Below are 24,233 nucleotides of genomic sequence, written 5' to 3'. Positions count from 1 at the left end.
GAAAAGCAGTCGGCTGCGGGTACCCGCGTCGGGCACCCGCAGCCGCCCTGCTTTTTACAGGTACTGGCCGGTGTTGGCCACCGTGTCGATGGAGCGTCCGGTGTCAGCGCCCTGCTTTCCGGTGATGAGCGTACGGATGTAGACGATCCGTTCACCCTTCTTTCCGGAGATCCTGGCCCAGTCGTCCGGGTTGGTGGTGTTCGGCAGGTCCTCGTTCTCCTTGAACTCGTCCACACATGCCTGGAGGAGGTGGGAGACGCGGAGGCCCTTCTGGCTGTGCTCCAAGAAGTCCTTGATGGCCATCTTCTTGGCGCGGCCGACGATGTTCTCGATCATGGCGCCGGAATTGAAGTCCTTGAAGTACAGGACTTCCTTGTCACCATTGGCGTAGGTGACCTCCAGGAAGCGGTTCTCCTCCGATTCGGCGTACATCTGCTCCACGGCGGTCTGGATCATGCCGTGGACGGTGGCCGCCCTGTCGCCGCCGTGCTCCCCGACGTCCTCGGGGTGCAGGGGGAGGCGCTCGGTGAGGTACTTCTGGAAGATGTCCTTCGCCGCTTCGGCGTCCGGACGCTCGATCTTGATCTTCACGTCGAGCCGGCCGGGCCGCAGGATGGCGGGGTCGATCATGTCCTCGCGGTTCGAGGCGCCGATGACCACGACGTTCTGCAGGCCCTCCACGCCGTCGATCTCGGCGAGCAGCTGCGGGACGATGGTGTTCTCCACGTCCGAGCTGACGCCCGATCCACGGGTACGGAAGAGGGACTCCATCTCGTCGAAGAAGACGATGACGGGTGTGCCCTCGCTGGCCTTCTCGCGTGCACGCTGGAAGACGAGGCGGATCTGCCGCTCGGTCTCGCCGACGTACTTGTTCAGGAGCTCGGGGCCCTTGATGTTGAGGAAGAAGCTCTTGCCGGTGGCCTGTCCGGTCACTTCCGCGACCTTCTTGGCCAGCGAGTTGGCCACGGCCTTGGCGATGAGCGTCTTTCCGCATCCGGGAGGCCCGTACAGCAGGACGCCCTTGGGCGGCCGCAGTTCGTGCTCCTTGAAGAGGTCGGGGTAGAGGTACGGGAGCTCGACCGCGTCGCGGATCATCTCGATCTGGCCGCCCAGACCGCCGATCTGCTCGTAGCCGATGTCCGGGACCTCTTCGAGGACGAGTTCCTCGACCTCGCTCTTCGGGACGATTTCGTAGACGTAGCCGGATCGGGGTTCGAGGAGGAGGGCGTCTCCGGGACGGATATTGACGTCCAGGAGCGGTTCGGCGAGCCGGACCACCCGTTCCTCGTCTGTGTGCCCCTGCACGAGGGCGCGCTCGCCGTCCTCGAGGATCTCCTTGAGGGTGACGATGTCGCCCACGCTCTCGTACTCCATGGCCTCGACCACGTTGAGAGCTTCGTTCAGCATCACTTCCTGGCCGCGCCGGAGCTCTGGGAGCTCCACGCTGGGGCTGACGTTCACCCGGAGCTTGCGGCCCCCGGTGAAGATGTCCGCCGTGCCGTCCTCGTTCGCCACGAGGAAGACACCGAAGCCTGCCGGAGGCTGCGCCAGCCGGTCGACCTCTTCCTTGAGGGCCACGATCTGGTCGCGGGCCTCACGGAGCGTGTTCGCCAGCCGCTCGTTCTGCGCGGACACGCCGGCCAGGTTGGTCTGCAGTTCGACGATCCGCTCTTCGAGAATCCTCGTGTGCCGCGGAGAGTCGGCGAGCTTGCGTCGCAGGACGGCGATCTCCTGCTCAAGGTAGGCAATCTGCCCGGCGGGGTCATCGGACCCTCTTCCCGGGCGGATGCCGCGGTTCATGTCGTCGTCGTGGGCTGCCACGGTCCTCACCTCCTCCAAGGGGAGCTGGACGCTTCCAGACCCTACCTGGGTGGGTGTCGATTGAAACCCCTAGATCACAAAGACTGTCGGGGTGTGTCCGATCTTCACCCTTGCGCTCTCCCTCACGCCAGGGGAATACCCACCGAACATGATTGGGAAGCGGGCGGAGGTAGGGTCGAAGTGTTCAACACCCGTCAGAGCTGGCCCGATTCCCCAATCTTCGGTTCGCTCGACGCAGGAAACGGCAGGAGAAATGACCGTGCAGCAGGAGGCCGGAGCCGGCAGCGAGGCGCTTGAGGTCTGGATCGACCAGGATCTGTGTACGGGCGACGGGATCTGCGCCCAGTACGCCCCCGAGGTCTTTGAACTGGACATCGACGGCCTGGCCTATGTGAAGAGCGGTGACGACGAGCTGCTGCAGGCCGTGGGTGCCACAACGGCCGTACCGCTGACGCTTCTGCGTGACGTGGTGGACTCGGCGAAGGAATGTCCGGGCGACTGCATCCACGTCCGTCGGGTTTCGGACAAGGTCGAGGTGTACGGGCCCGACGCGGAGTGACCCGTGGGGCACTCCGTGTCACCGGTTGTCCGCTTCCTCACACCCTCCGCCGGGGCGGAGGGTGTCTTTCTGTCCGCACCGGCCGGGCCCCGCGAAGGGGTCAGGCCCCGGGGGCGGGCTCAGACGCTCTGCGCGCCGGAGGGGGTCGAGCGGACGAACGCGCCGTTCTTCCACTGCCACTTGGCTTCGTCCTTGACGTCCGGGCAGCAACTCGGGACGTCGGTGGAGGAGTAGCCGAGCAGGGTGGCGGTGACCACTCCGTCGCGGACCGCGAAGTCCGTGACGCTGAGGCGGTCCTTGGGATCGATCAGGGTCGCGACGACGCGGGGCTTCTTCGCGTCCTCACCCTGGGTGAGGACGTAGACACCGCTGGGCGGGGTTCCTGAGCCGGCGTCGCAGCGGACGACGGCCACGGTCTCGGGGCGGCCGTCGCCGTCGAGGTCGCCCGAGGCCTTCTTCGTCACGAGCGCCTTGGCGGGCCCGCAGGTGATCGGGAAGTCGACACCGGAGGGGTTCGGGGCGGTCACGGGGGCCGCGGCCGCTTTCGCGCCGGGTGCGGGCTGGGCGGCTCGTGCCGCATCGGGCTGGAGGACGGAGGAGAGCGCGACGACTCCGGCGATGGCGGTGGCCGTGGCGACCCACTGGAGGGGGCTGGTGTGCGTGTGTGCCAGTTCCGGGACGGCGGATTGCTGCACTAGGAGTGTCTCCCGTGAGGGGCTGTGCCGGTGGGGGTGGGGTGTCCCGCATGGTGCCACACGTCACAGTCCTGGGGAACGGCGGGGTCCGGACTTCTGAGCGAGTTCTCACCCGCTCCGGGGAGAGGCCCCGTCGGCGCGGCGGCCGCACCCCGGGATCGGGGCCGCGCCGGGCGGACCGGTGGGCCCGCGCGACCGCCTGACGGCTCGTGGAGAGGGGCCCCGGGGCGGCCTGGGAACGGACGCCCTTGGTGTCACGGTCGGCGCGCCTGGCGAGGGTCGCCGCGGCGTGCCTCTGACGGGGCCCTGAACGGCGTCAACGGAAAAGCACAATGGCCGAGTTCCCCGGGACAATCGGGAACTCGGCCACGGCCACAGCGCGTTGGGTGGGTCAGCGGGCGGATCCGCCGTCGGCGTTCGGTCCGGAGTAGTCCTCGCCATAGGCGCCCTTGGAGGGGCGGCGACGGCGCATGGGCGGCTCGACGCCGTCCGCGAGGCGGCGGGCGGTGAGCAGGAACCCGGTGTGGCCGATCATCCGGTGGTCCGGACGGACGGCCAGGCCCTCGACGTGCCAGTTGCGGACCATCGATTCCCAGGCGGTCGGCTCGTTGAAGGAGCCGATCTCACGGATCGACTCGACGGTCCGCGCGAGCTGGGTGGTCGTCGCCACGTAGCAGCAGAGGATGCCGCCGGGGACGAGCGCCTTGGAGACGGCCTCCAGGCACTCCCAGGGGGCGAGCATGTCGAGGATGACGCGGTCGACGTCGGTGTCGCTCAGGTTGTCCTGGAGGTCGCCGATCGTGAGCTGCCAGGCGGGGTGCGGACCCCCGAAGTAGCGCTCGACGTTCTGCTGGGCGATCTCGGCGAAGTCCTCGCGGCGCTCGTACGAGTGCAGCATGCCCTGGTCGCCGATGCCGCGCAGCAGGAAGCTGCTGAGCGAGCCGGAGCCGACTCCCGCTTCCACGACGCGCGCGCCGGGGAAGATGTCGGCGAAGGCCAGGATCTGCCCCGCGTCCTTGGGGTAGACCACGGCGGCGCCGCGGGGCATGGACAGGACGTAGTCGGGGAGCAGGGGGCGCAGCGCGAGGTAGGCGACGTTTCCGGTGGTGCGGACAACGCTGCCCTCGGGTGCGCCGATCAGCTCGTCGTGGGGGAAGGAACCCTTGTGGGTGTGGAAGTTCTTCCCGGCCTCGAGCGTGAACGTGTAGTGGCGGCCCTTGGGGTCGGTCAGCTGAACCTGGTCCCCGACCTTGAAGGGCCCGCGCCTGCGGGCGGCACCGGTCGGTTCGGACATGTGAACAGCCTACCGGTCCGGGATGGGGCCACCGACCACGGTGGACGGTCAGGCGGGCCGGGCCATGGCCTTCACGAAAGCGCGCTCCACGTCGGCGGCGGACAGGACGCCGTAGATCTCGCCCGAGTCCTCCACCACCAGGTACTCGGTGGCGGGGTTGGCGCGCAGGACGTCGAGGAGTTCCTCGCCGGCCAGTTCGGCGGAGACGCGCATGCCGTCGGTGAGGTCCTGGGCGAGGCCGCTGACGGCGACCCAGGGGCGACGGTGTTCGGGGACGCCGACGATAGCCGCTTCGCGGACCAGGGAGAGGGGTTCGCCGTCGGCGTCGACGACGACCAGGGCGCGGGCGCCGGCGTCGTTGGCGCGGCGCAGGGCCTCGGAGAGGGGGGTGCTGGTCTCGACGGGGACCGCGCGCCGGGTGAGGGAACGGGCGCGCAGTTCCGGGAGGTGTTCGCGGAGCCGGGCCACGCGCAGGCTGTTGCCGGCGCCGGTCCAGATGATCGCCGCGAGGATGGCGGCGAGCAGGGCGTCGGTGACGGTGTCCATGCCGCTGATGTCCTCGGGGGCGGCGCCGAGCACGGAGGACTGGGTGAGCAGGGGCAGTCCGATCAAGACGGACACGGCGAGGGCGCGTCCGACCCAGGCGGCGGCGACGGTTCCACTCATCGGCCTGCCGGTGATCTTCCAGACCACCGCGCGGAGCATCCGGCCGCCGTCGAGGGGAAGACCGGGCAGCAGGTTGAAGGCGGCGACGATGAGGTTGGAGATCATCAGGCCGGCCAGGAGGACGCCGGGGACCGTGCCGGGCTCGACGGGGAGCATGGCGAGGTAGAAGACGCCGGACAGGACGAGGGAGAGCAGGGGGCCGACGAAGGCCAGCACGAACTCGCGGCCGGGGGTCTCGGCTTCCTTCTCGATCTCGGAGACGCCGCCGAAGAACTGGAGCTGGATGCGGCGCACCGGCAGTTTGAAGCGCAGGGCGGCGACGGTGTGGGCGAGTTCGTGGACGAGCACGGAGGCGTAGAAGGCGACCGCGAAGAACAGCGAGACCAGGTAGCGGGCGGCGCCGAGTTCGGGCAGGACGCGGTCGAGCTGCCCGCCGAACACCCAGGTGATGAGGGCGGCGACGAGGAACCAGCTGGGCGCGACGTACACGGGGACGCCGAACGGCCGTCCCATCAGCAGGCCGCCGCCCGGCTCCTTGCGGCGGCGGGGCGGGCGACCGCCCTTGCCTCCACCACCGCTGCCGTCACCACCGCTGCCGCCGCCCGTGTTGCCGCTGTGGGCGAGGGTGCGGTGCGCGTCGTGGTGCTCGGGCGGTGTTCCGGCCGCGTTCCCGGTAGCGGTGGGGTCCTGTCGGCCGTGCTCCGGGTGGGGCGGTGTCGGGGAGTCGTTCCCCTCGTCGCTCCCGGCCGTGGAGCGGGTGCGTGCGGCGGGGTCGTCGTCCGCCTCGGAGCGCGACCGGGCGTGCGTCGCGGAGCTGTCGTGCGGCTCGGGTCCCGGGCTGTCGGGGGCCGGGGTGCCGCCCTCCGCCCCTCGCGCGGAGGGTGCGGGGCTCTGCCCGGGAGCGGACCGGGTGGTGGAGGTCTCGGGGCGGGCCGGTGCCGTGCCGCTGTCGGCCGGCTCGGTCCTGCCGTCGTGTTCGGGGGCCGCGGGCGCCGGCCCGGTGGAGGTCTCGGGTCCGGCCGGTCCGGGGCGCCGGGCGTCGGCGGCCGGGCCGGAGGGGACTCCGGGCCTCTCGGGGCCCTCGGCCTCGCCGGTGCCGGACCGCGGCTGCCCGCTCCCGCCGCTCTCGTCCACGATGTCCCCTCGTTCGAAGCGTCTCCCCGCCCCGATCATGCGGAGCAGGAGGGTCTGTGGTCGATGGTATGCGGCCGTCGCGGCGCGTTCCGCCCCGGCACCCCCTCTGTTTTCCGTGCCGTCGCCCCCGTCGGGGCCGGGCGGGCGGTGTCTTCGGGGCCGTTCGGTACCGGGTCACGGCGTTCGGCAGGGTGCCCGGCGGGAGGAGCGGCCCTCGCATACGGGACGTACCGATCCGAACGGCATCACCAGGTGTCAGTGGCGGGCCGTAAGGTCTGTCGTCATGGAAACGAGCACCGAGGGCGCCGCGCCCGAAGAAGTGGCCGCGGCCGGCGAGGCCGTCGTGCCCGTCGCCGACGGACCGGCCCCGGCGGTCGCCCGCGCGCCCGCCTCGCTGTCGCCCTCGCGTGCCAGTGACTTCATGCAGTGTCCGCTGCTGTACCGCTTCCGGGTGATCGACAAGCTGCCCGAGAAGCCGAGCGCGGCGGCGACCAGAGGCACCCTGGTGCACGCGGTGCTGGAGCGGCTGTTCGACGCGCCGGCCGCGGACCGGACCGCGCCCCGTGCCAAGTCGCTGATCCCCGGCCAGTGGGACCGGCTGCGCGAGACGCGCCCGGAGGTCGTGGAGCTGTTCGCCGACGACCCGGAGGGCGAGCGGCTCGCGCGCTGGCTCACCGAGGCCGAGCAGCTCGTGGAGCGGTGGTTCACGCTGGAGGACCCGTCCCGGCTGGAGCCGGCCGAGCGGGAGCTGTTCGTCGAGGCGCGGCTCGATTCCGGCCTCACCCTGCGCGGCATCATCGACCGGGTCGACGTCGCGCCGACGGGCGAGGTCCGGATCGTCGACTACAAGACGGGAAAGGCGCCCCGTCCGGAGTACGCCGAGGGCGCCCTGTTCCAGATGAAGTTCTACGCGCTGGTGGTGTGGCGGCTGAAGCAGGTGGTCCCGCGCCGTCTTCAGCTCGTGTATCTGGGCAGCGGTGACGTGGTGACGTACGACCCGGTGATCGCCGACCTGGAGCGGGTGGAGCGCAAGCTGCTCGCGCTGTGGGAGGCGATCCGGCTGGCGACGGAGACGGGCGAGTGGCGGCCGCGCCCCACCAAGCTCTGCGGCTGGTGCGACCACCAGGCGGTGTGCCCGGAATTCGGCGGTACTCCCCCGCCGTATCCGCTCGCGGTCAGGGCGCCCGAGTCGAGTCCCGTCGAGCAGGGCAGAATGGGGCCGGACTAGCGAAGGAGACTTACGTGGCCATCCGCGTCCTACTGGTCGACGACCAGCCGCTGCTGCGCACCGGCTTCCGGATGATTCTGGAGGCGGAGCCGGATCTCGCGGTCGTCGGCGAGGCCGGTGACGGTCTCCAGGCACTCGATCAGGTGCGTGCGCTGCAACCCGATGTGGTTCTCATGGACATCCGCATGCCGCGGATGGACGGTGTCGAGGCGACCCGGCAGATCACCGGCCCCGGCCGGGACGGTCCGGCGAAGGTGCTCGTCCTGACGACCTTCGACCTCGACGAGTACGTGGTGGAGGCGCTGCGCGCGGGCGCCAGCGGCTTCCTCCTCAAGGACGCGCCGGCCAACGAACTGGTGCAGGCGATCCGGGTGGTGGCGGGCGGCGAGGCGATGCTCGCGCCGAGCATCACCCGCCGGCTGCTCGACAAGTACGCGGGGCATCTGCCGTCCGGCGAGGAGCCGGTGCCGGACACCCTGCACACGCTGACGGACCGTGAGGTCGAGGTGCTGAAGCTGGTCGCGCGCGGCCTGTCGAACGCGGAGATCGCGGCCGACCTCTTCGTCAGCGAGACCACGGTCAAGACGCATGTGGGGCACGTCCTGACGAAGCTGGGGCTGCGCGACCGGGTGCAGGCCGCGGTGTACGCGTACGAGAGCGGCCTGGTGCGCCCCGGGGCGCAGTGACCTCTCCCGCTCGACCGCTCGCACCGCATGCCGGCACGGCCGCGGACGCGAGGGCTCGGACAGCACGAAGGGCGCCCGTTCCACAGGGAACGGGCGCCCTTCGCGTACGGCGTCGGACCGAGGTCAGCCCTTCTTGATCTCCCAGAAGCGGAACACGGTCGAGGCGTCGAGGCAGTACTCGAGGCCGTAGATGTCGTCGCCCGCCACGGCGTACTGCTTGGCCTGCCAGATCGGGATGATCGGCAGGTCCTCGGCGACCAGGTCCTGGAGCTTGCCGTAGGAGCCGTCGGTCGAGGAGCGGTCGCTCTCGGCGGCCGTCTTCGGGATGAGGCTGCCGGTGATCGTGCTGTTGGTGAAGTTGTTGCCCAGCACGTTGCCCTTGCCGAAGAACGGGGCCGTGAAGTTGTCCGGGTCCGGGTAGTCGGGCACCCAGCCCTTCACGTACACGCCGTACTTGCCGCGGGCGATGTCCTTCTCGTACTGGTCGTAGGCGACGGACTTCACGGTCGCGTCGAACAGTCCGCTGGTGTTGAGCTGCTTGGCGATCGCCTTGAACTCCTGGTCCGTGGAGGGACCGTAGCGCGAGGGGGTCGACCAGAGGGTGATCTTCACCTTGCCGGTGATGCCCTCGTCGCGCAGGGCGGCCTCGGCCTTGGACGGCGAGGGACGGGCGCCGTAGGTATCGAAGAAGGACGTGCTGTGGCCGGTGATGCCGGTCGGGATGATCGAGTACAGCGGGGTGGCCGTGTCCTCGTAGACGTCGTCGACGAGGGCGTCGCGATCCAGGAGGTAGGCGATGGCCTTGCGCACACCGAGCCTGCCGGCGACCGGGTCGTTCATGTTGAAGACCAGGTGCTGGACCTCGGCGCTGTTGCCCTCGACGACGTTGATGCCACTGTTCGCGGAGTCGTTCTCGATCTCGGCGATGTCGTCGGCGGCGAGGCCTCGGTAGGCGACGTCGACCTGCTTCTTCAGGACGGCGTCCTTCAGGGCCTTCTGGTCGCCGTGGAAGAACCTCAGCGTGACGCCGGAGTTCTGGACCTCCGCGGTGCCCTTGTAGTGCGGGTTGACCGAGAAGACCGCCCGGTCGTCGCCGAACGAGTCGAGCTGGTACGGGCCGGAGCCGACCGCCTTGTGGTCCTTGCGGAGGCCGTTGGTGGCGTACTCCCGGTGGTCCACGATCGAGCCGGCGCCGGAGGCGATCTTGCTCGGGAAGGTGGCGTCGGCGTACTTGAGGCGGAAGACGACGGTCTTGGCGTCGGGCGCCGCGACCGAGTCGAGCATCGGGAACATGATGGCCGGACCGGCGGAGTCGTCGATCTTCATCGTGCGGTCGAAGGAGTACTTCACGTCGGCCGAGGTGAGCGGGTCACCGTTGCTGAACTTCAGACCGTCCTGGAGCGTGCACTTGTACACCTTGGTCCCGGTGTCCGTGAACGCGCACTCCTCGGCCGCTTCGGGCTCGGGCTCGGTACCGCCCTTGGGGAAGCTCAACAGCGACTGGAAGACGTTGTTGAACAGCAGCCACGATCCTGGGTCGTAGCCGGAGGCGGGGTCGGTGGCGAGGACGTCGTCGGACATCCCCATCACCACGGAGGAGCCGTCGCTCCCGGAATCGCCCGTGTCCGAGCCGCATCCGGTCAACAGGCCGGAGGCCAGCCCCGCCACGATCGGCAGGACTGGCCACTGGTTGCGCATGTTCACGTGCAAGTGCCTTGTCGTTGGAACTGGTGCACCCGGGGCCCGCGAAGGGCCCCGGGTCGGATCGGTCGGTCAGCCGCTCACACCGCGGCCGAGCTCCCACAGCTGAAGCGTGGAGGAGGAGTTGAGGGCCCACTCCGAGCCCGTGATGTCGTCGCGCGCGGCGATGTACTGCTTGCCCTGCCAGAGCGGGATCAGCGGCACGTCGTCGGCGACGATGTCCTGGATCTGCGTGAGGCTCTTCGACGCGGTGAGGCGGTCGGCCTCGCGGCGGGACTCCGGGATCAGGTTGTTGATGATGTCGCTGTTCGAGTAGGGCGACTTGAGGAAGTTGTCCTTGTCGAGGAACGGCGCCAGGTAGTTGTCGGCGTCGGGGAAGTCGGGGAACCAGCCCATGCCCCACACGTCGTAGTCGTTGGCGCGCTCGGCCGGGACGAACTTGTCCCAGGTGGTGCCCTGGATGCTGACGTCGAAGAGGCCGCTCGCGTTGAGCTGCTTCTTCAGGATCTCGAACTCCTGCTTGGTGATCGAGCCGTAGTGGTCGGTCGTGTAGTGCAGGGTGACCTTGACCGGCGAGGTGATGCCGGCCTTGTTCAGCGCGGTCCTGGCGCGGCTGACACTCGGGTCGCCGTACTTGTTGAAGAAGGCGTTGGAGTGGCCGGTGATGGTCGCGGGGACCATCGAGTAGAGCGGCTCGGCCTGCGTTCCGTAGACCTTGGCGACGAGCTCACCGCGGTCGATGACCTGCGCCATGGCCTGGCGGACGGCCTTGTCCTTCACCGACGGGGCGTTGGTGTTGAAGGCCAGGTAGCGGATCTCGAGACCGGGCATCTCGTTCAGGTTGACATTGCCGCCCGCGGCGTTGGACAGCTTGGTGATCTGCGTGGGCGTCATCGAACGGGTCATCAGGTCGATGTCGCCCTTTTCGAGAGCGGTTCCCATCGCGTCGGCGTCCGCGAACGAGCGCATCTCGACCTTGGAGTTCTTCACCTTCAGCTGACCCTTGTAGTTCGGGTTCTTGCTGAAGACGGCCTTGACGACCGCGTCGTCCTTGACCTCGGACTCCAGGGTGTAGGGACCGGAGCCGTCGACGGAGAAGCCGTCGCGCAGCTTGCCCTTCTCGTAGTCCTTCGGGTTCACGATGCCGGCGACGGGGGTCGACAGCTTGAACGGGAAGGTCGCGTCCGCGCTCTTGAGGTGGAAGATCACCTGACGGTCGCCCTGCGTCTCGACCGTGTCGATGGTGGACAGCAGGGCGAACACACCACTGTCGGCCTTGATGGCGCGCGCACGGTCGATGGAGAACTTGACGTCCTTGGCGGTGACCGCGTCACCGTTGGAGAACTTCAGACCCTCGCGCAGCGTGCACGAGTAACGCTCGTTGCCGCTGTCGCTGAACCCGCACTTCTCCGCGGCCTCGGGCTCGGGCTCGCCGTCGCCGCGCGGCTGGATCATCAGCGTCTGCACGGTCTGCCGCAGCACGTTCCACGTGCCGACGTCGTAGGCGTACGCCGGGTCGAACGGAGCCGGGGCGTCCTTCGACGCGGTGAACCGGTCCGTGGTGCCGACAACGATGGCATCGCCACTGCTGCTCCCGCTGTCGGACCCACCACACGCAGCGAGCACCGGGGCGAGCAGACCGACCACGGCCGGCAGCACCAAAGTCTTGCGGTTCATGCTCGAGTTTCTCCAGAGCTGTAGTTTCCGCGAGCCGGCATGCAGGGGTGGTGCGGCGGGTCACGGGGTTACGGCGACGTTCTCGCGATGACATTAGTCCGCACCGCCAGGACGGCCCGCAGTCACCGGAGTTGCGGTGCGCTCACGCTGCGAAACCGGGCGCGGACGCACCGATAACCCGACACGGGAAGGATTCGTGCAGCGTTCCATCAATCGGGACACAAGGGTGCGCCGGGCCCGCACGAATGGGGGGTCAACACACAAGTCGGTCCCCCTGTCGACCCCCCGTTCAGTGACGAACGTCACAGTGTCAACTCGGTTGGAGAGTACCGGAATTCAGCCATCCGCCCGATTGCGTATTCCGGGGAGCCCTCGCCCGCGGTTACCACAGGGAAACCGTCAGGTCATTTCCGGTATTCGGCACCGCACACTGAGTGATCCGATGACGCACTCTCGGTGAAGGGTCAGTTCTTTTCCGTCATCAGCCCGTGCAGAAAGGGCAGATCGACTTCTTCCAGGGACGTGACCACCGTGCGCCGCCACGCGGGCTCGATGGGGGCGACGGAGGGGACGGCGACCACGTGGCAGCCGGCGGCCTCGGCCGCGGCGACACCGGTCGCGGTGTCCTCGATGACGGCACAGCGACCCGGTTCCGCGCCGAGCCGGGCGGCGGCGAGCAGATAGGGGTCGGGGAACGGCTTGGTCCTTTCCACCTCGTCGCCCGCCACGGTCAGGGTGAAGAAGTGGGCGCCGATCGAGCCGAGGACGCGGTCGATGATCCGCCGGTGCGAGGCGGAGACCAGGGCCGTGGGGATCTCGTGGGCGGCCAGTTCGGCGAGGAGTCTGGTCGCGCCGGGCATCATCGGCAGCGAGCGGCCGATCAGCGTCTCGAAACCGTCGTTGAGCAGCACGGACAGCTCGGCGAGGGTGATGTCGGCACCGGTGGCCTCGATGAGGAAGCCAGCGCTGCGGGTCATGGGGCCGCCGACCACGACATGGCGCCAGGACTCGTCCAGGACGTGTCCGAGGGCCTTGAAGACCTCGACCTCCACGTCCCACCAGAATCCCTCGGTGTCGACCAGGGTTCCGTCCATGTCGAGGAGAACGGCCTGCAGGGCGGAGCCTTCGGCCGTACGGGTTCCGAGCGCGGGGACCGTACTGGTCATCCTGGCGCACCTCCTTGAGGGACGATCAGGCCGGTCGCCCCTTTTTCGTGCAAGGGACAACCGGCCTGCGGTGGACCGACCAGTGTACGACTTATCCGATCAGTGTGCCCGGCGACTCGCGTCGCAGCGCGTCGGGGCGCTCACCGTGCGTTGAAGTACTTCGCCTCCGGGTGGTGGATCACGATCGCGTCGGTGGACTGCTCGGGGTGGAGCTGGAACTCCTCGGAGAGGTGGACGCCGATCCGCTCGGGCTGCAGCAGGTCCGCGATCTTGGCGCGGTCCTCCAGGTTGGGGCAGGCCCCGTAGCCGAGCGAGAAGCGCGCGCCGCGGTACTTCAGGGCGAACATGTCCTCGATCTCGCCCGGGTCCTCCCCCGCGAAGCCCAGTTCGGAGCGCACGCGCGCGTGCCAGTACTCGGCGAGCGCCTCGGCCAGCTGCACGGACAGTCCGTGCAGTTCGAGGTAGTCGCGGTAGGCGTTGGCCTCGAAGAGCTTGGCGGTCTCCTCGCCGATGCGGGAGCCGACCGTGACGACCTGGAAGCCGACGACGTCGGTCTCCCCCGACTCCTCCGGGCGGAAGAAGTCGGCCAGGCACAGCCGGCGGCCGCGGCGCTGGCGCGGGAAGCTGAAGCGGGTCCGCTCGTTGCCCCGCTCGTCCAGGATGATCAGGTCGTCGTCCTTGGACACGCACGGGAAGTAGCCGTAGACGACGGCCGCTTCCAGCAGGTTGTCGGTCTGGAGCCGGTCCAGCAGTCCGCGCAGCCGCGGCCGGCCCTCGGTCTCGACCAGTTCCTCGTACGTCGGGCCGTCCCCGGCACGCGCCTGCTTGAGGCCCCACTGCCCCTTGAACAGGGCGCCCTCGTCCAGCCAGGAGGCGTACTCCTTGAGCTGGATGCCCTTGATGACGCGGGTGCCCGCGAAGGGCGGGGTCGGTACGGGGTTGTCGGTGGAGACGTCGGAGCGGACGTGGCCCTCTTCGGGACGTTCCTCGACCACCGTGTCCGCCGCGGCCCGCACCCGGCGCTGCTTCAGCTCGGGCAGCACCGCGCCGGGCACACCGCGCTTGACGCCGATCAGCGCGTCCATCAGGCGCAGGCCCTCGAAGGCGTCCCGCGCGTAGCGGACCTCGCCCTGGTAGATCTCGTAGAGGTCCTGTTCGACGTAGGCCCGGGTCAGGGCGGCGCCGCCGAGGATCACCGGGTAGTCGGCGGACAGACCGCGCTGGTTCAGCTCCTCCAGGTTCTCCTTCATGATCACCGTGGACTTGACCAGGAGCCCGGACATGCCGATGACGTCGGCCCGGTGCTCCTGGGCGGCGTCCAGGATCGCGGAGACCGGCTGCTTGATGCCGAGGTTGACGACGTTGTAGCCGTTGTTCGACAGGATGATGTCGACCAGGTTCTTGCCGATGTCGTGGACGTCGCCGCGCACGGTCGCGAGGACGATGGTGCCCTTGCCCTCCGCGTCCGACTTCTCCATGTGCGGTTCGAGGAAGGCCACGGCCGTCTTCATGACCTCGGCGGACTGGAGCACGAACGGCAGCTGCATCTGGCCGGAACCGAACAGCTCGCCGACGACCTTCATGCCGTCCAGGAGGGTCGCGTTGACGATGTCGAGGGCGGGGCGGTCCTGGAGCGCCGTTTCCAGGTCTGCCTCCAGGCCGTTCTTCTCGCCGTCGATGATCCGTCGCTTGAGGCGCTCGTCCAGGGGCAGCGCGGCCAGTTCCTCGGCCTTGCCCGCCTTGAGGGACTTGGTGGTGGCGCCCTCGAACAACGCCATCAGCTTCTGCAGCGGGTCGTAGCCCTCGGCGCGGCGGTCGTGGATCAGGTCGAGGGCGGTGGTCACCTCCTCCTCGCTGAACCGGGCGATCGGAAGGATCTTGGAGGCGTGCACGATCGCCGAGTCGAGGCCGGCCTTGACGCACTCGTCCAGGAACACCGAGTTGAGCAGGATGCGGGCGGCCGGGTTGAGGCCGAAGGAGATGTTGGACAGGCCGAGCGTGGTCTGGACGTCCGGGCGGCGGCGCTTCAGCTCGCGGATCGCCTCGATCGTCGCGATGCCGTCCTTGCGGGACTCCTCCTGGCCGGTGCAGATCGTGAAGGTGAGGGTGTCGATGAGGATGTCGGACTCGTGGATGCCCCAGTTGCCCGTCAGGTCCTCGATGAGCCGTTCGGCGATGGCGACCTTGGTCTCGACGGTGCGGGCCTGGCCCTCCTCGTCGATGGTCAGCGCGATCAGCGCGGCGCCGTGCTCCCGGGCGAGCTGCGTGACCTTCGCGAACCGGGACTCGGGGCCGTCGCCGTCCTCGTAGTTGACCGAGTTGATGACCGCGCGGCCACCGAGCCGCTCCAGGCCCGCGCGGATCACCGGGACCTCGGTGGAGTCGAGGACGATCGGCAGCGTCGAGGCGGTGGCGAAGCGTCCCGCCAGTTCGTCCATGTCGGTGACGCCGTCGCGGCCGACGTAGTCGACGCACAGGTCGAGCATGTGCGCGCCCTCGCGGATCTGGTCGCGGGCCATCTCCACGCAGTCGTCCCAGCGGCCTTCCAGCATGGCGTCGCGGAACTTCTTCGAGCCGTTGGCGTTGGTGCGCTCGCCGATCGCCATGTAGGCGGTGTCCTGGCGGAACGGGACGGTCTGGTAGAGCGAGGCGGCACCGGGCTCGGGGCGCGGGCTGCGCTCGCCGGGCGCCACTCCGTTGACGCGCTCCACCAACTGCCGCAGATGCTCCGGCGTCGTACCGCAGCAGCCGCCGACCAGGGACAGGCCGTAGTCGCGTACGAAGTTCTCCTGGGCGTCCGCCAGGCCCTTCGCGTCGAGCGGGAAGTGGGCGCCGTCCTTCGTCAGGACGGGCAGGCCGGCGTTCGGCATGCAGAGCAGCGGGATGCGGGAGTGCCGGGTGAGGTAGCGCAGGTGCTCGCTCATCTCGGCGGGGCCGGTCGAGCAGTTGAGGCCGATCATGTCGATGCCGAGCGGCTCCAGCGCGGTCAGCGCGGCGCCGATCTCGGAGCCCAGCAGCATGGTGCCGGTCGTCTCGAAGGCCATCGAGACCAGGAGCGGCACCTGGACGCCGGTCGCCTCCATCGCGCGGTGCGCGCCGAGGATCGAGGACTTCGTCTGGAGCAGGTCCTGGGTGGTCTCGACGATCAGGGCGTCGGCGCCGCCGGCGAGCAGTCCCTCCACGTTGGCCTGGAAGCCGTCACGCAGGGTGCCGTACGCGACGTGGCCGAGGGTCGGCAGCTTGGTGCCGGGGCCGATGGAACCGAGGACCCAGCGCTGGCGGCCGTCACGGGCGCCGAACTCGTCGGCGACCTCGCGGGCGAGCCGGGCGCCGGCCTCGGACAGTTCGTGGACGCGGTCCGGGATGTCGTACTCGGCCAGCGCCGAGTGGTTCGCGCCGAAGGTGTTCGTCTCGACGCAGTCGACACCGACCTCGAAGTACGCCTCGTGGACGGAGCGGACGATGTCCGGACGGGTGACGTTCAGGATCTCGTTGCAGCCTTCGAGGTTCTCGAAGTCGTCGAGCGTCGGGTCCTGTGCCTGGAGCATCGTGCCCATGGCACCGTCGGCCACCACCACACGGGTGGCGAGCGCCTCTCGGAGTGCGTCGGTTCGCCTGCGGCCCTCCTCGGGACCGGACGAAAGGGACGGGGTCGGCAACGAGGCCATGAAGGTGCTCCCTGGAGTGCGACGGCTGTCGGCTTTGCGCTTCTCGTGGAAGGCGCACGCCGTCAGCGTAGCCCGGAGCACCGGAGAACGGTCGTGGGCGTCCATTGGACGGACGGGCGTGGCGCGGGTGACGAAGGTGTGGAGAAGGCGAAACATGTGGCGACCACCCATTGGCGAGAGCCCGGCTACGACCGGTAGTGTTCGACATTGCCGAACGGTGGCGGTCAGGCGCATGCCGACGGTCGAAGGGGACGGAGGCAGCACGGCGATGGCACGGAACATCCAGTCGCTCGAACGGGCGGCGGCGATGCTGCGGCTGCTCGCGGGCGGCGAGCGCCAGCTCGGCCTGTCGGACATCGCCTCCTCGCTGGGCCTGGCCAAGGGTACGGCCCACGGCATCCTGCGCACCCTCCAGCAGGAGGGGTTCGTGGAGCAGGACCCGGCCTCCGGGCGCTACCAGCTGGGCGCCGAACTGCTGCGCCTCGGCACCACCTATCTCGACGTGCACGAACTGCGGGCGCGCGCCCTGGTGTGGACCGACGACCTGGCCCGTTCCAGCGGCGAGAGCGTCTATCTGGGCGTGCTGCACCAGCAGGGCGTCCTGATCGTGCACCACGTCTTCCGGCCCGACGACAGCCGCCAGGTCCTGGAGGTGGGGGCGATGCAGCCGCTGCACTCGACCGCCCTCGGCAAGGTGCTCTCGGCGTACGACCCGGTCGCGCACAGCGAGGTCCTGGAGGTCGAGCGCACCGCGTTCACCCCGCGGACGGTCAGCGCGCTGGACCAGTTCGAGGGGGTCCTCGACATCACCCGCGCGCGCGGGTACGCCGCGGACGTCGAGGAGACCTGGACGGGCGTGGCCTCCGTCGCCGCCCCGATCCACAACCGGCGGCGGATGCCGGTCGGCGCGGTGGGCATCACCGGGGCCGTGGAGCGGGTCTGCCAGGACGGGGAGCTGCGCCCGGACCTGATCGCCGCGGTCCGGGACTGCGCCCGCGCGGTGTCGCGGGACCTGGGCGCCGGGCGGTTCTGAGGCGCGGGGCGCCGCGGGAGGTTCGTACGGGACGAGGCCGGGAAGCGGAATGCTTCCCGGCCTTCGCCGTGCCCCGGGCCGGGCGCTCGCCGGCGCGAGGACGGCCGACCGCGCATCGATAGCACACAGCAATCAATAACGATCGTGTTTTCGATAACAGGACTCTTGACGAGCTGGTAACGCGAGAGCAAGACTCCCGTCCATCGGTCGGCATTGTCGAACAGTTACCGGCAATAAGAGTTAGAGTGTGGCAATGCCAGGGCCGACACCGCTCTCACTTCCCGAGAGCACGAACCACCGGTGGGACCCGGGGTTCGGCTTCCCCTGGACGAAGGACAAAGGAGTCGCGGGTGTCCAGCTCCGACATCTTCATCGGCGAGACCATAGGTACCGCCGTACTCGTACTGCTCGGCGGCGGCGTGTGCGCCGCCGTCACTCTCAAGCGCTCGAAGGCGCAGAACGCCGGCTGGCTCGCGATCACGTTCGGCTGGGGCTTCGCGGTCCTGACCGGCGCGTATCTCGCGGGCGGAGTCTCCGGCGCCCACCTGAACCCGGCGGTGACCATCGGTCTCGCGATCGAGGGCGGCACCAAGTGGAGCGATGTCCCGCTCTACCTCGGTTCCCAGCTCCTCGGCGCGATGATCGGCGCCGTCCTGGTCTGGATCACGTACTACGGACAGTTCCAGGCGCATCTCACCGACCCGGAGATCCTCGCCGAACAGCCGGCCGAGGAAGGCCTGGTCGACCAGAAGACCGCGCCGAAGGCCGGCCCGGTGCTCGGGGTCTTCTCCACCGGCCCCGAGATCCGCAACGCGGTGCAGAACCTCGCGACGGAGATCATCGCCACCGTCGTCCTCGTCCTCGCGATCCTCACCCAGGGCCTGAACGACAACGGCAACGGACTCGGCGTCCTCGGCGCCATGGTGACCGCGCTGGTCGTCGTGGGTATCGGTCTCTCGCTCGGCGGACCGACCGGCTACGCCATCAACCCGGTCCGCGACCTGGGTCCGCGCATCGTCCACGCCCTGCTGCCGCTGCCCAACAAGGGCGGCTCGGACTGGAGCTACGCCTGGATACCGGTGGTCGGCCCGCTCATCGGCGGTGCCATAGCCGGCGGCCTGTACAACATCGCCTTCAAGTGACACGACGGCCGTCACTCGCCATCACGCCTGAGAACGACACCCGAGAGCTACGGAGCACACCGTGACCGACGCCCACACCGCCGGGCCCTTCATCGCAGCGATCGACCAGGGCACCACCTCCTCGCGCTGCATCGTCTTCGACCGCGACGGACGCATCGTCTCCGTCGACCAGAAGGAGCACGAGCAGATCTTCCCGAAGCCGGGCTGGGTCGAGCACGACGCCACCGAGATCTGGACCAACGTCCAGGAGGTCGTCGCCGGAGCCATCTCCAAGGCCGGCATCACCCGCGACGACATCAAGGCCATCGGCATCACCAACCAGCGCGAGACCACGCTGCTCTGGGACAAGAACACCGGTGAGCCGGTCCACAACGCCCTCGTCTGGCAGGACACCCGCACCGACGCGCTGTGCCGCGAACTGGGCCGCAACGTCGGCCAGGACCGCTTCCGCCGCCAGACCGGGCTGCCCCTCGCCTCGTACTTCGCCGGCCCCAAGGCCCGCTGGCTGCTGGACAACGTCGAGGGCCTGCGCGAGCGCGCCGAGGCCGGGGACATCCTCTTCGGCACCATGGACAGCTGGGTCATCTGGAACCTGACCGGCGGCGTGAACGGCGGCAAGCACGTCACCGACGTGACCAACGCGTCGCGCACCATGCTGATGAACCTGCACACGCTGGCCTGGGACGAGCAGATCGCCGAGTCGATCGGTGTCCCCATGACCATGCTGCCCGAGATCCGTTCCTCCGCCGAGGTGTACGGCGAGGTCACCGGAGGCCCGCTCGGCGAGCTGCTCGGCGGCATCCCGGTCGCCTCCGCGCTCGGCGATCAGCAGGCGGCGCTGTTCGGCCAGACCTGTTTCGCCGAGGGTGAGGCCAAGTCCACCTACGGCACCGGCACGTTCATGCTGATGAACACCGGCGACAAGATCATCAACTCGTACTCGGGCCTGCTGACCACGGTCGGCTACCGGATCGGCGACCAGCAGCCGGTCTATGCGCTCGAAGGCTCCATCGCCGTCACCGGGTCGCTGGTGCAGTGGATGCGCGACCAGATGGGCCTGATCAAGTCCGCCGCCGAGATCGAGACGCTCGCGTCCTCGGTCGAGGACAACGGCGGCGCCTACTTCGTGCCGGCCTTCTCCGGTCTGTTCGCCCCGTACTGGCGTCCCGACGCCCGCGGTGTGATCGCCGGACTCACCCGGTACGTCACCAAGGCGCACATCGCGCGCGCCGTCCTGGAGGCCACGGCCTGGCAGACCCGTGAGATCAGCGACGCCATGACCAAGGACTCCGGCGTCGAACTCACGGCGCTCAAGGTCGACGGCGGCATGACCTCCAACAACCTGCTGATGCAGACCCTGGCCGACGTCCTGGACGCCCCCGTGGTGCGTCCGATGGTCGCCGAGACCACCTGCCTCGGCGCCGCCTACGCCGCCGGTCTGGCCGTCGGCTTCTGGACCAACACCGAGGACCTGCGCGCCAACTGGCGCCGGGCCGCGGAATGGACCCCGAACATGGCCGCGGACGTCCGCGACCGTGAGTACAAGAGCTGGCTCAAGGCCGTCGAACGGACCATGGGCTGGATCGAAGACGAGAACTGACGAGGAGTAAGAACCCGCAATGACCAGCCAGTCCACCCTGCAGTCCGTGCCTGCCCTCGGTACGCACCCGGCCTCCGGCTCCAATCCGAGCCGTGCCGAGACCCGGGAGCAGCTTTCCAAGGCGACGTACGACCTTCTCGTGATCGGTGGTGGCATCCTGGGCATCTCGACCGCCTGGCACGCCGCGCAGTCCGGGTTGCGGGTGGCTCTGGTCGACGCCGGTGACTTCGCCGGCGCCACCTCCTCCGCCTCCTCCAAGCTTCTGCACGGCGGTCTGCGTTATCTGCAGACCGGCGCGGTGAAGCTGGTGGCGGAGAACCACTTCGAGCGCCGTGCGGTCTCCCGTCAGGTGGCTCCCCACCTGGCGAATCCGCTCACGTTCTACCTCCCCGTGTACAAGGGCGGGCCGCACGGCGCGGCGAAGCTCGGAGCGGGCGTCTTCGCCTACTCCGCCCTGTCGGCGTTCGGCGACGGCGTGGGCCACCTGCTCAGCCCGGCCAAGGCCGCGCAGGACGTGCCCGAGCTGCGCACCGACAACCTCAAGGCCGTCGCCGTCTACGGCGACGACCAGATGAACGACTCGCGCATGGCGCTCATGACGGTCCGCGCGGCCGTCGAGTCCGGCGCCGCGGTCCTCAACCACGCCGAGGTCACCGGACTGCGCTTCACCCGGGGCCGGGTCACCGGCGCCGAGCTGCGGGACCGGCTGTCCGGTGACGAGTTCGGCGTGGACGCCCGTCTGGTGCTGAACGCGACCGGGCCGTGGGTCGACCACCTGCGCAAGCTGGAGGACCCGAACGCGGCCCCGTCGATCCGGCTGTCCAAGGGCGCGCACCTGGTCCTGAAGCGGACCGCTCCGTGGAAGGCCGCCCTCGCGACCCCGATCGACAAGTACCGCATCACCTTCGCCCTCCCCTGGGAGGACATGCTCCTGCTCGGCACCACCGACGAGGAGTACGAGGGGGACCCGGGCGAGGTCGCGGTCAACGACAAGGACATAACCCAGATCCTCGACGAGGCCGCGTTCTCCATCCGCGACCAGCAGCTCGACCGGGACCTGATCACGTACTCCTTCGCCGGTCTGCGGGTGCTGCCGGGTGGTCCCGGTGACACCTCCAAGGCCAAGCGGGAGACGGTGGTCACGGAGGGCCGCGGCGGCATGCTGTCCGTCGCGGGCGGCAAGTGGACCACCTTCCGGCACATCGGCCGTACGGTCATGAAGAAGCTGGAGTCGCTGCCCGGGCACCCGCTGGGTGAGGACTTCGAGCCGATCTCCGAGCTGCCGAAGAAGATGCCGCTGCCCGGCGTCGCCAACCCGCGCGCCGTCGCGCACCGCCTCCTGGTGGACGGTCCGGCGCCCGGCCCCCGCATGGGCGCCGACACCGCCCGGCACCTGTCGACCCACTACGGCTCGCTGGCCTTCGACATCGCCCGCCTGGCGAACGAGAACCCGGAACTCGCCGAGCGCGTCCACCCGGACGCCCCGGAGATCTGGGCGCAGGTCGTCTACGCCCGCGACAACGAGTGGGCCGAGACGGCGGACGACGTGCTGCGCCGCCGTACGACACTCACCGTCCGCGGCCTGGCCACGGACGACATCCGGGGTCGCGTGCAGGACCTGCTCGACCGGAAGTAGGCGCCGGCGGCGGGTGTGAGGGGCGGCTCCCACGGGGGGTGCCGCCCCTCACCCGTGCCCGGGTCCTTCCCGTCGGGCCCGCGGCCCGCGGCTCACGGCTCAGGGCTCACGGCTCACGGCTCACAGATCCCTGTCCTCGGGCGATGGCGCCCCACCGTCTCCGGACGCTCTCCGGGCGGGCCGGCGCACCCCGCATAATGGGCCCTGAGACATCGGATGTCTGAGGGGACATCCTGAGCCACCAGGAGGCCCCGCCATGGCAGTCACCGACGAGGCGATCGAGAAGATCAAGGAAATGATCGTCTCCGGCGCGCTGCGTCCCGGCGACCGGCTCCCCAAGGAGAGCGAGCTGGCGGCCGACCTGGGGCTGTCCCGCAACTCCTTGCGGGAGGCCGTCCGGGCCCTGTCCCTCATCCGCATCCTGGACGTGCGCCAGGGCGACGGCACGTACGTCACGAGCCTGGACCCGCAACTCCTGCTGGAGGCGCTGAGCTTCGTCGTCGACTTCCACCGCGACGACACGGTCCTGGAGTTCCTCGCGGTGCGCCGCATCCTGGAGCCCGCGGCCACGGCGATGGCGGCCACCCGCATCGGCGAACAGGAACTGGGCGCGCTCGCGGACCAGTTGGACAAGCTGGGCCCGGAGCCGTCCGTGGAGGAACTCGTCGCCGCCGACCTGGACTTCCATCGGGGCATCGTCCGGTCGGCGGGCAACTCGGTGCTCTGCTCGCTCCTCGACGGCCTGTCCGGGCCCACCACCCGGGCCCGGGTCTGGCGGGGGCTCACCCAGGAGGACGCGGTCAGCCGCACCCTGCACGAACACCGGGCCATCCTGGCCTCCCTGCGCGACCGGGACGCGGAGGCGGCCCGGTCCTGGGCGACCGTGCACATCGCCAGCGTGGAGCAGTGGCTCAGGTCCACGCTGTAGGCACGGCACGGTCATGCGTGCCCCGCGTCCCGCCAAGCGTGCCCGGACCGCCGCGCGGACATCGGACCTCTCACCGTCATCCGACGTTTGCACCGGCCAGAGGGCAATGTTCCGGCCGCTCGGGCGAGTTGACCGTGTACAGCTCGGATGACTGACGGGTCGTCCGGGACACGGTCCGGCGTGTTCCCGGGCCCCGGACGGGGCAGTGATCCGTTCACTCCCCCGTGCGAGGGGGCTGCAGCGGGCCCCTCGGCACGCCGTAAGGTTGGTGCGTACGCGAGGGCACATCGGAAGGAGGCGCTGGGTGATCGAGCTGGAGGGGGTTCCCGAGCTGATCGACCCAGTCATGGTGGCCGCGTTCGAGGGCTGGAACGACGCCGGCGACGCCGCCTCCACGGCGGTCGCACACCTGGACAAGGAATGGAAGGGCGAGGTGTTCGCGGCGCTGGACGCCGAGGACTACTACGACTTCCAGGTCAACCGGCCCACCGTCTGGCTGGACGGCGGCGTCCGCAAGATCACCTGGCCCACGACGCGTCTGTCGGTGGTCCGGGTCGGCGGCGAGAAGCCCCGCGACCTGGTGCTGGTCCGCGGCATCGAGCCGTCGATGCGCTGGCGCTCGTTCTGCAACGAGCTGCTCGGTTTCGCGCACGAGCTGGGCGTCGAGCTGGTGGTGATCATGGGCGCGCTGCTCGGTGACACCCCGCACACCCGTCCGGTGCCGGTCAGCGGCGTCACCTCGGACGCCGACCTGGCCCGCACGATGGACCTGGAGGAGACCAAGTACGAGGGCCCCACGGGCATCGTCGGCATCCTCCAGGAGGCGTGCACCCACGCGGGCGTCCCGGCGGTGTCGCTGTGGGCGGCCGTACCGCACTACGTGTCGCAGCCGCCCAACCCGAAGGCGACCCTGGCCCTCCTCAACCGCCTGGAGGACCTCATCGACCTGCGGATCCCGCTGGGTGAGCTGCCCGAGGACGCACGGGCCTGGCAGCTCGGGGTCGACCAGCTGGCCGCCGAGGACAGCGAGGTCGCCGAGTACGTGCAGACGCTGGAGGAGGCCCGCGACACCGCCGAGCTGCCCGAGGCGTCCGGCGAGGCGATCGCGCGCGAGTTCGAGCGCTACCTGCGCCGCAGGGACGGCGGCGGCCCGGCGGCCGGGCCCGGCGGCCACGCGACGGAGAGCGGCGAGTCGTACCTCCGCGACACCCCCGGCACGCCCGGCGGACGAGGCAGGCCGCCGATGGCGCAGCGCCCCGAGTCCGACACGGGACAGGACGGCGGGCCGGACGCCGAGCCGCGCAGGGGGACGGACGAGGCGACCGGTGGGAGCCGCTCCGACACCCGGGGGCGTGCGACCGGCTCCGGGGACTCCCCGAGTCCGTCGGGAGCGGCGGACGCACCGGAGACCTCGGACCCCTCCGACACCTCCGGATCCTCCGACGCGTCGGACCCCTCCGAGGACTGAGCGACAGGCCGACACGACTGAGGGGCGGGGCGCGCACGACGCGCCCCGCCCCTCAGTCGTGTCGCCAACGACCGCTGCTCTCCCGGCACATGACATCCGTCTCGCCAGCATTTGGCCTGATTACGGCGTGA

The 24,233-nt window shown here is 69.7% G+C and carries 17 protein-coding genes; 9 read left to right on the top strand and 8 right to left on the bottom strand.

All coding sequences use genetic code 11. From position 1 onward, the window contains the following. Positions 1-54: 54 nt before the first annotated feature. On the bottom strand, positions 55-1,821 hold the full coding sequence (gene arc / locus ACIRQH_RS19335) for a proteasome ATPase (protein WP_355865671.1): 1,767 nt from the start codon (positions 1,819-1,821) through the stop codon (positions 55-57). Positions 1,822-2,074: 253 nt separating this feature from the next. Between arc and ACIRQH_RS19330 the strand changes: the two genes are divergently transcribed. Then, positions 2,075-2,380 (top strand): ferredoxin, encoded by a 306-nt coding sequence (locus ACIRQH_RS19330; RefSeq protein WP_358817121.1) that lies wholly within the window; start codon positions 2,075-2,077, stop codon positions 2,378-2,380. Between the two features lie 119 nt (positions 2,381-2,499). Here ACIRQH_RS19330 and ACIRQH_RS19325 read toward each other — a convergent pair whose 3' ends face one another. From ACIRQH_RS19325 to ACIRQH_RS19315, 3 genes are all read right to left on the bottom strand, one after another. Continuing rightward, the gene (locus ACIRQH_RS19325; protein ID WP_358817120.1) at positions 2,500-3,075 is read right to left on the bottom strand and encodes a hypothetical protein; all 576 of its coding nucleotides are present in this window, start codon (positions 3,073-3,075) and stop codon (positions 2,500-2,502) included. 391 nt (positions 3,076-3,466) lie between these two features. Beyond that, the gene (locus tag ACIRQH_RS19320) at positions 3,467-4,369 is read right to left on the bottom strand and encodes a tRNA (adenine-N1)-methyltransferase (protein WP_358817119.1); all 903 of its coding nucleotides are present in this window, start codon (positions 4,367-4,369) and stop codon (positions 3,467-3,469) included. A 48-nt stretch (positions 4,370-4,417) separates the two neighbouring features. Further along, positions 4,418-6,169: a site-2 protease family protein gene (locus ACIRQH_RS19315; protein ID WP_388868804.1), complete on the bottom strand. Its 1,752-nt coding sequence runs from the start codon at positions 6,167-6,169 to the stop codon at positions 4,418-4,420. A 283-nt stretch (positions 6,170-6,452) separates the two neighbouring features. On the opposite strand from ACIRQH_RS19315, the gene ACIRQH_RS19310 reads away from it, so the two are divergent. Continuing rightward, complete coding sequence (locus ACIRQH_RS19310; RefSeq protein WP_388868807.1) at positions 6,453-7,397, top strand: RecB family exonuclease; 945 nt, start codon at positions 6,453-6,455, stop codon at positions 7,395-7,397. Between the two features lie 14 nt (positions 7,398-7,411). After that, entirely contained in the window at positions 7,412-8,083 is a 672-nt protein-coding gene (locus ACIRQH_RS19305) for a response regulator transcription factor (RefSeq protein WP_358817116.1), read from the top strand. Between the two features lie 123 nt (positions 8,084-8,206). On the opposite strand, the gene ACIRQH_RS19300 is transcribed toward ACIRQH_RS19305, so the two are convergent. From ACIRQH_RS19300 to metH, 4 genes are all read right to left on the bottom strand, one after another. After that, positions 8,207-9,787: an ABC transporter substrate-binding protein gene (locus tag ACIRQH_RS19300; RefSeq protein ID WP_388868811.1), complete on the bottom strand. Its 1,581-nt coding sequence runs from the start codon at positions 9,785-9,787 to the stop codon at positions 8,207-8,209. Between the two features lie 69 nt (positions 9,788-9,856). After that, positions 9,857-11,461 (bottom strand): ABC transporter substrate-binding protein, encoded by a 1,605-nt coding sequence (locus tag ACIRQH_RS19295; protein ID WP_358817114.1) that lies wholly within the window; start codon positions 11,459-11,461, stop codon positions 9,857-9,859. A 464-nt stretch (positions 11,462-11,925) separates the two neighbouring features. Continuing rightward, positions 11,926-12,627, bottom strand: a complete 702-nt coding sequence (locus ACIRQH_RS19290; RefSeq protein WP_358817113.1) for an HAD family phosphatase — start codon at positions 12,625-12,627, stop codon at positions 11,926-11,928. A gap of 140 nt (positions 12,628-12,767) precedes the next feature. Further along, positions 12,768-16,295 (bottom strand): methionine synthase, encoded by a 3,528-nt coding sequence (gene metH, locus ACIRQH_RS19285; RefSeq protein ID WP_358817112.1) that lies wholly within the window; start codon positions 16,293-16,295, stop codon positions 12,768-12,770. A 268-nt stretch (positions 16,296-16,563) separates the two neighbouring features. On the opposite strand from metH, the gene ACIRQH_RS19280 reads away from it, so the two are divergent. The 6 genes from ACIRQH_RS19280 (at position 16,564) to ACIRQH_RS19255 (ending at position 24,102) form a co-directional block, all read left to right on the top strand. Then, a complete protein-coding gene (locus ACIRQH_RS19280; RefSeq protein ID WP_081223503.1) occupies positions 16,564-17,328 on the top strand; it encodes an IclR family transcriptional regulator in 765 nt (254 codons plus the stop codon). 350 nt (positions 17,329-17,678) lie between these two features. Continuing rightward, entirely contained in the window at positions 17,679-18,470 is a 792-nt protein-coding gene (locus ACIRQH_RS19275; protein ID WP_358817111.1) for an MIP/aquaporin family protein, read from the top strand. 61 nt (positions 18,471-18,531) lie between these two features. Beyond that, on the top strand, positions 18,532-20,070 hold the full coding sequence (glpK, locus tag ACIRQH_RS19270; protein ID WP_358817110.1) for a glycerol kinase GlpK: 1,539 nt from the start codon (positions 18,532-18,534) through the stop codon (positions 20,068-20,070). 19 nt (positions 20,071-20,089) lie between these two features. Next, positions 20,090-21,706 carry an FAD-dependent oxidoreductase gene (locus ACIRQH_RS19265; protein WP_388868816.1) on the top strand — a complete coding sequence of 539 codons (1,617 nt, stop codon included), beginning with the start codon at positions 20,090-20,092 and terminating at the stop codon, positions 21,704-21,706. 256 nt (positions 21,707-21,962) lie between these two features. Beyond that, entirely contained in the window at positions 21,963-22,634 is a 672-nt protein-coding gene (locus tag ACIRQH_RS19260) for a FadR/GntR family transcriptional regulator (protein WP_404226638.1), read from the top strand. Between the two features lie 304 nt (positions 22,635-22,938). Then, entirely contained in the window at positions 22,939-24,102 is a 1,164-nt protein-coding gene (locus ACIRQH_RS19255; protein ID WP_388868820.1) for a PAC2 family protein, read from the top strand. The last annotated feature ends 131 nt before the right edge of the window (positions 24,103-24,233 follow it).

Source organism: Streptomyces sp. NPDC102279 (genome assembly GCF_044766365.1).
GTDB lineage: Bacteria > Actinomycetota > Actinomycetes > Streptomycetales > Streptomycetaceae > Streptomyces.
This window is presented reverse-complemented; position numbering and strand designations above follow the sequence as displayed.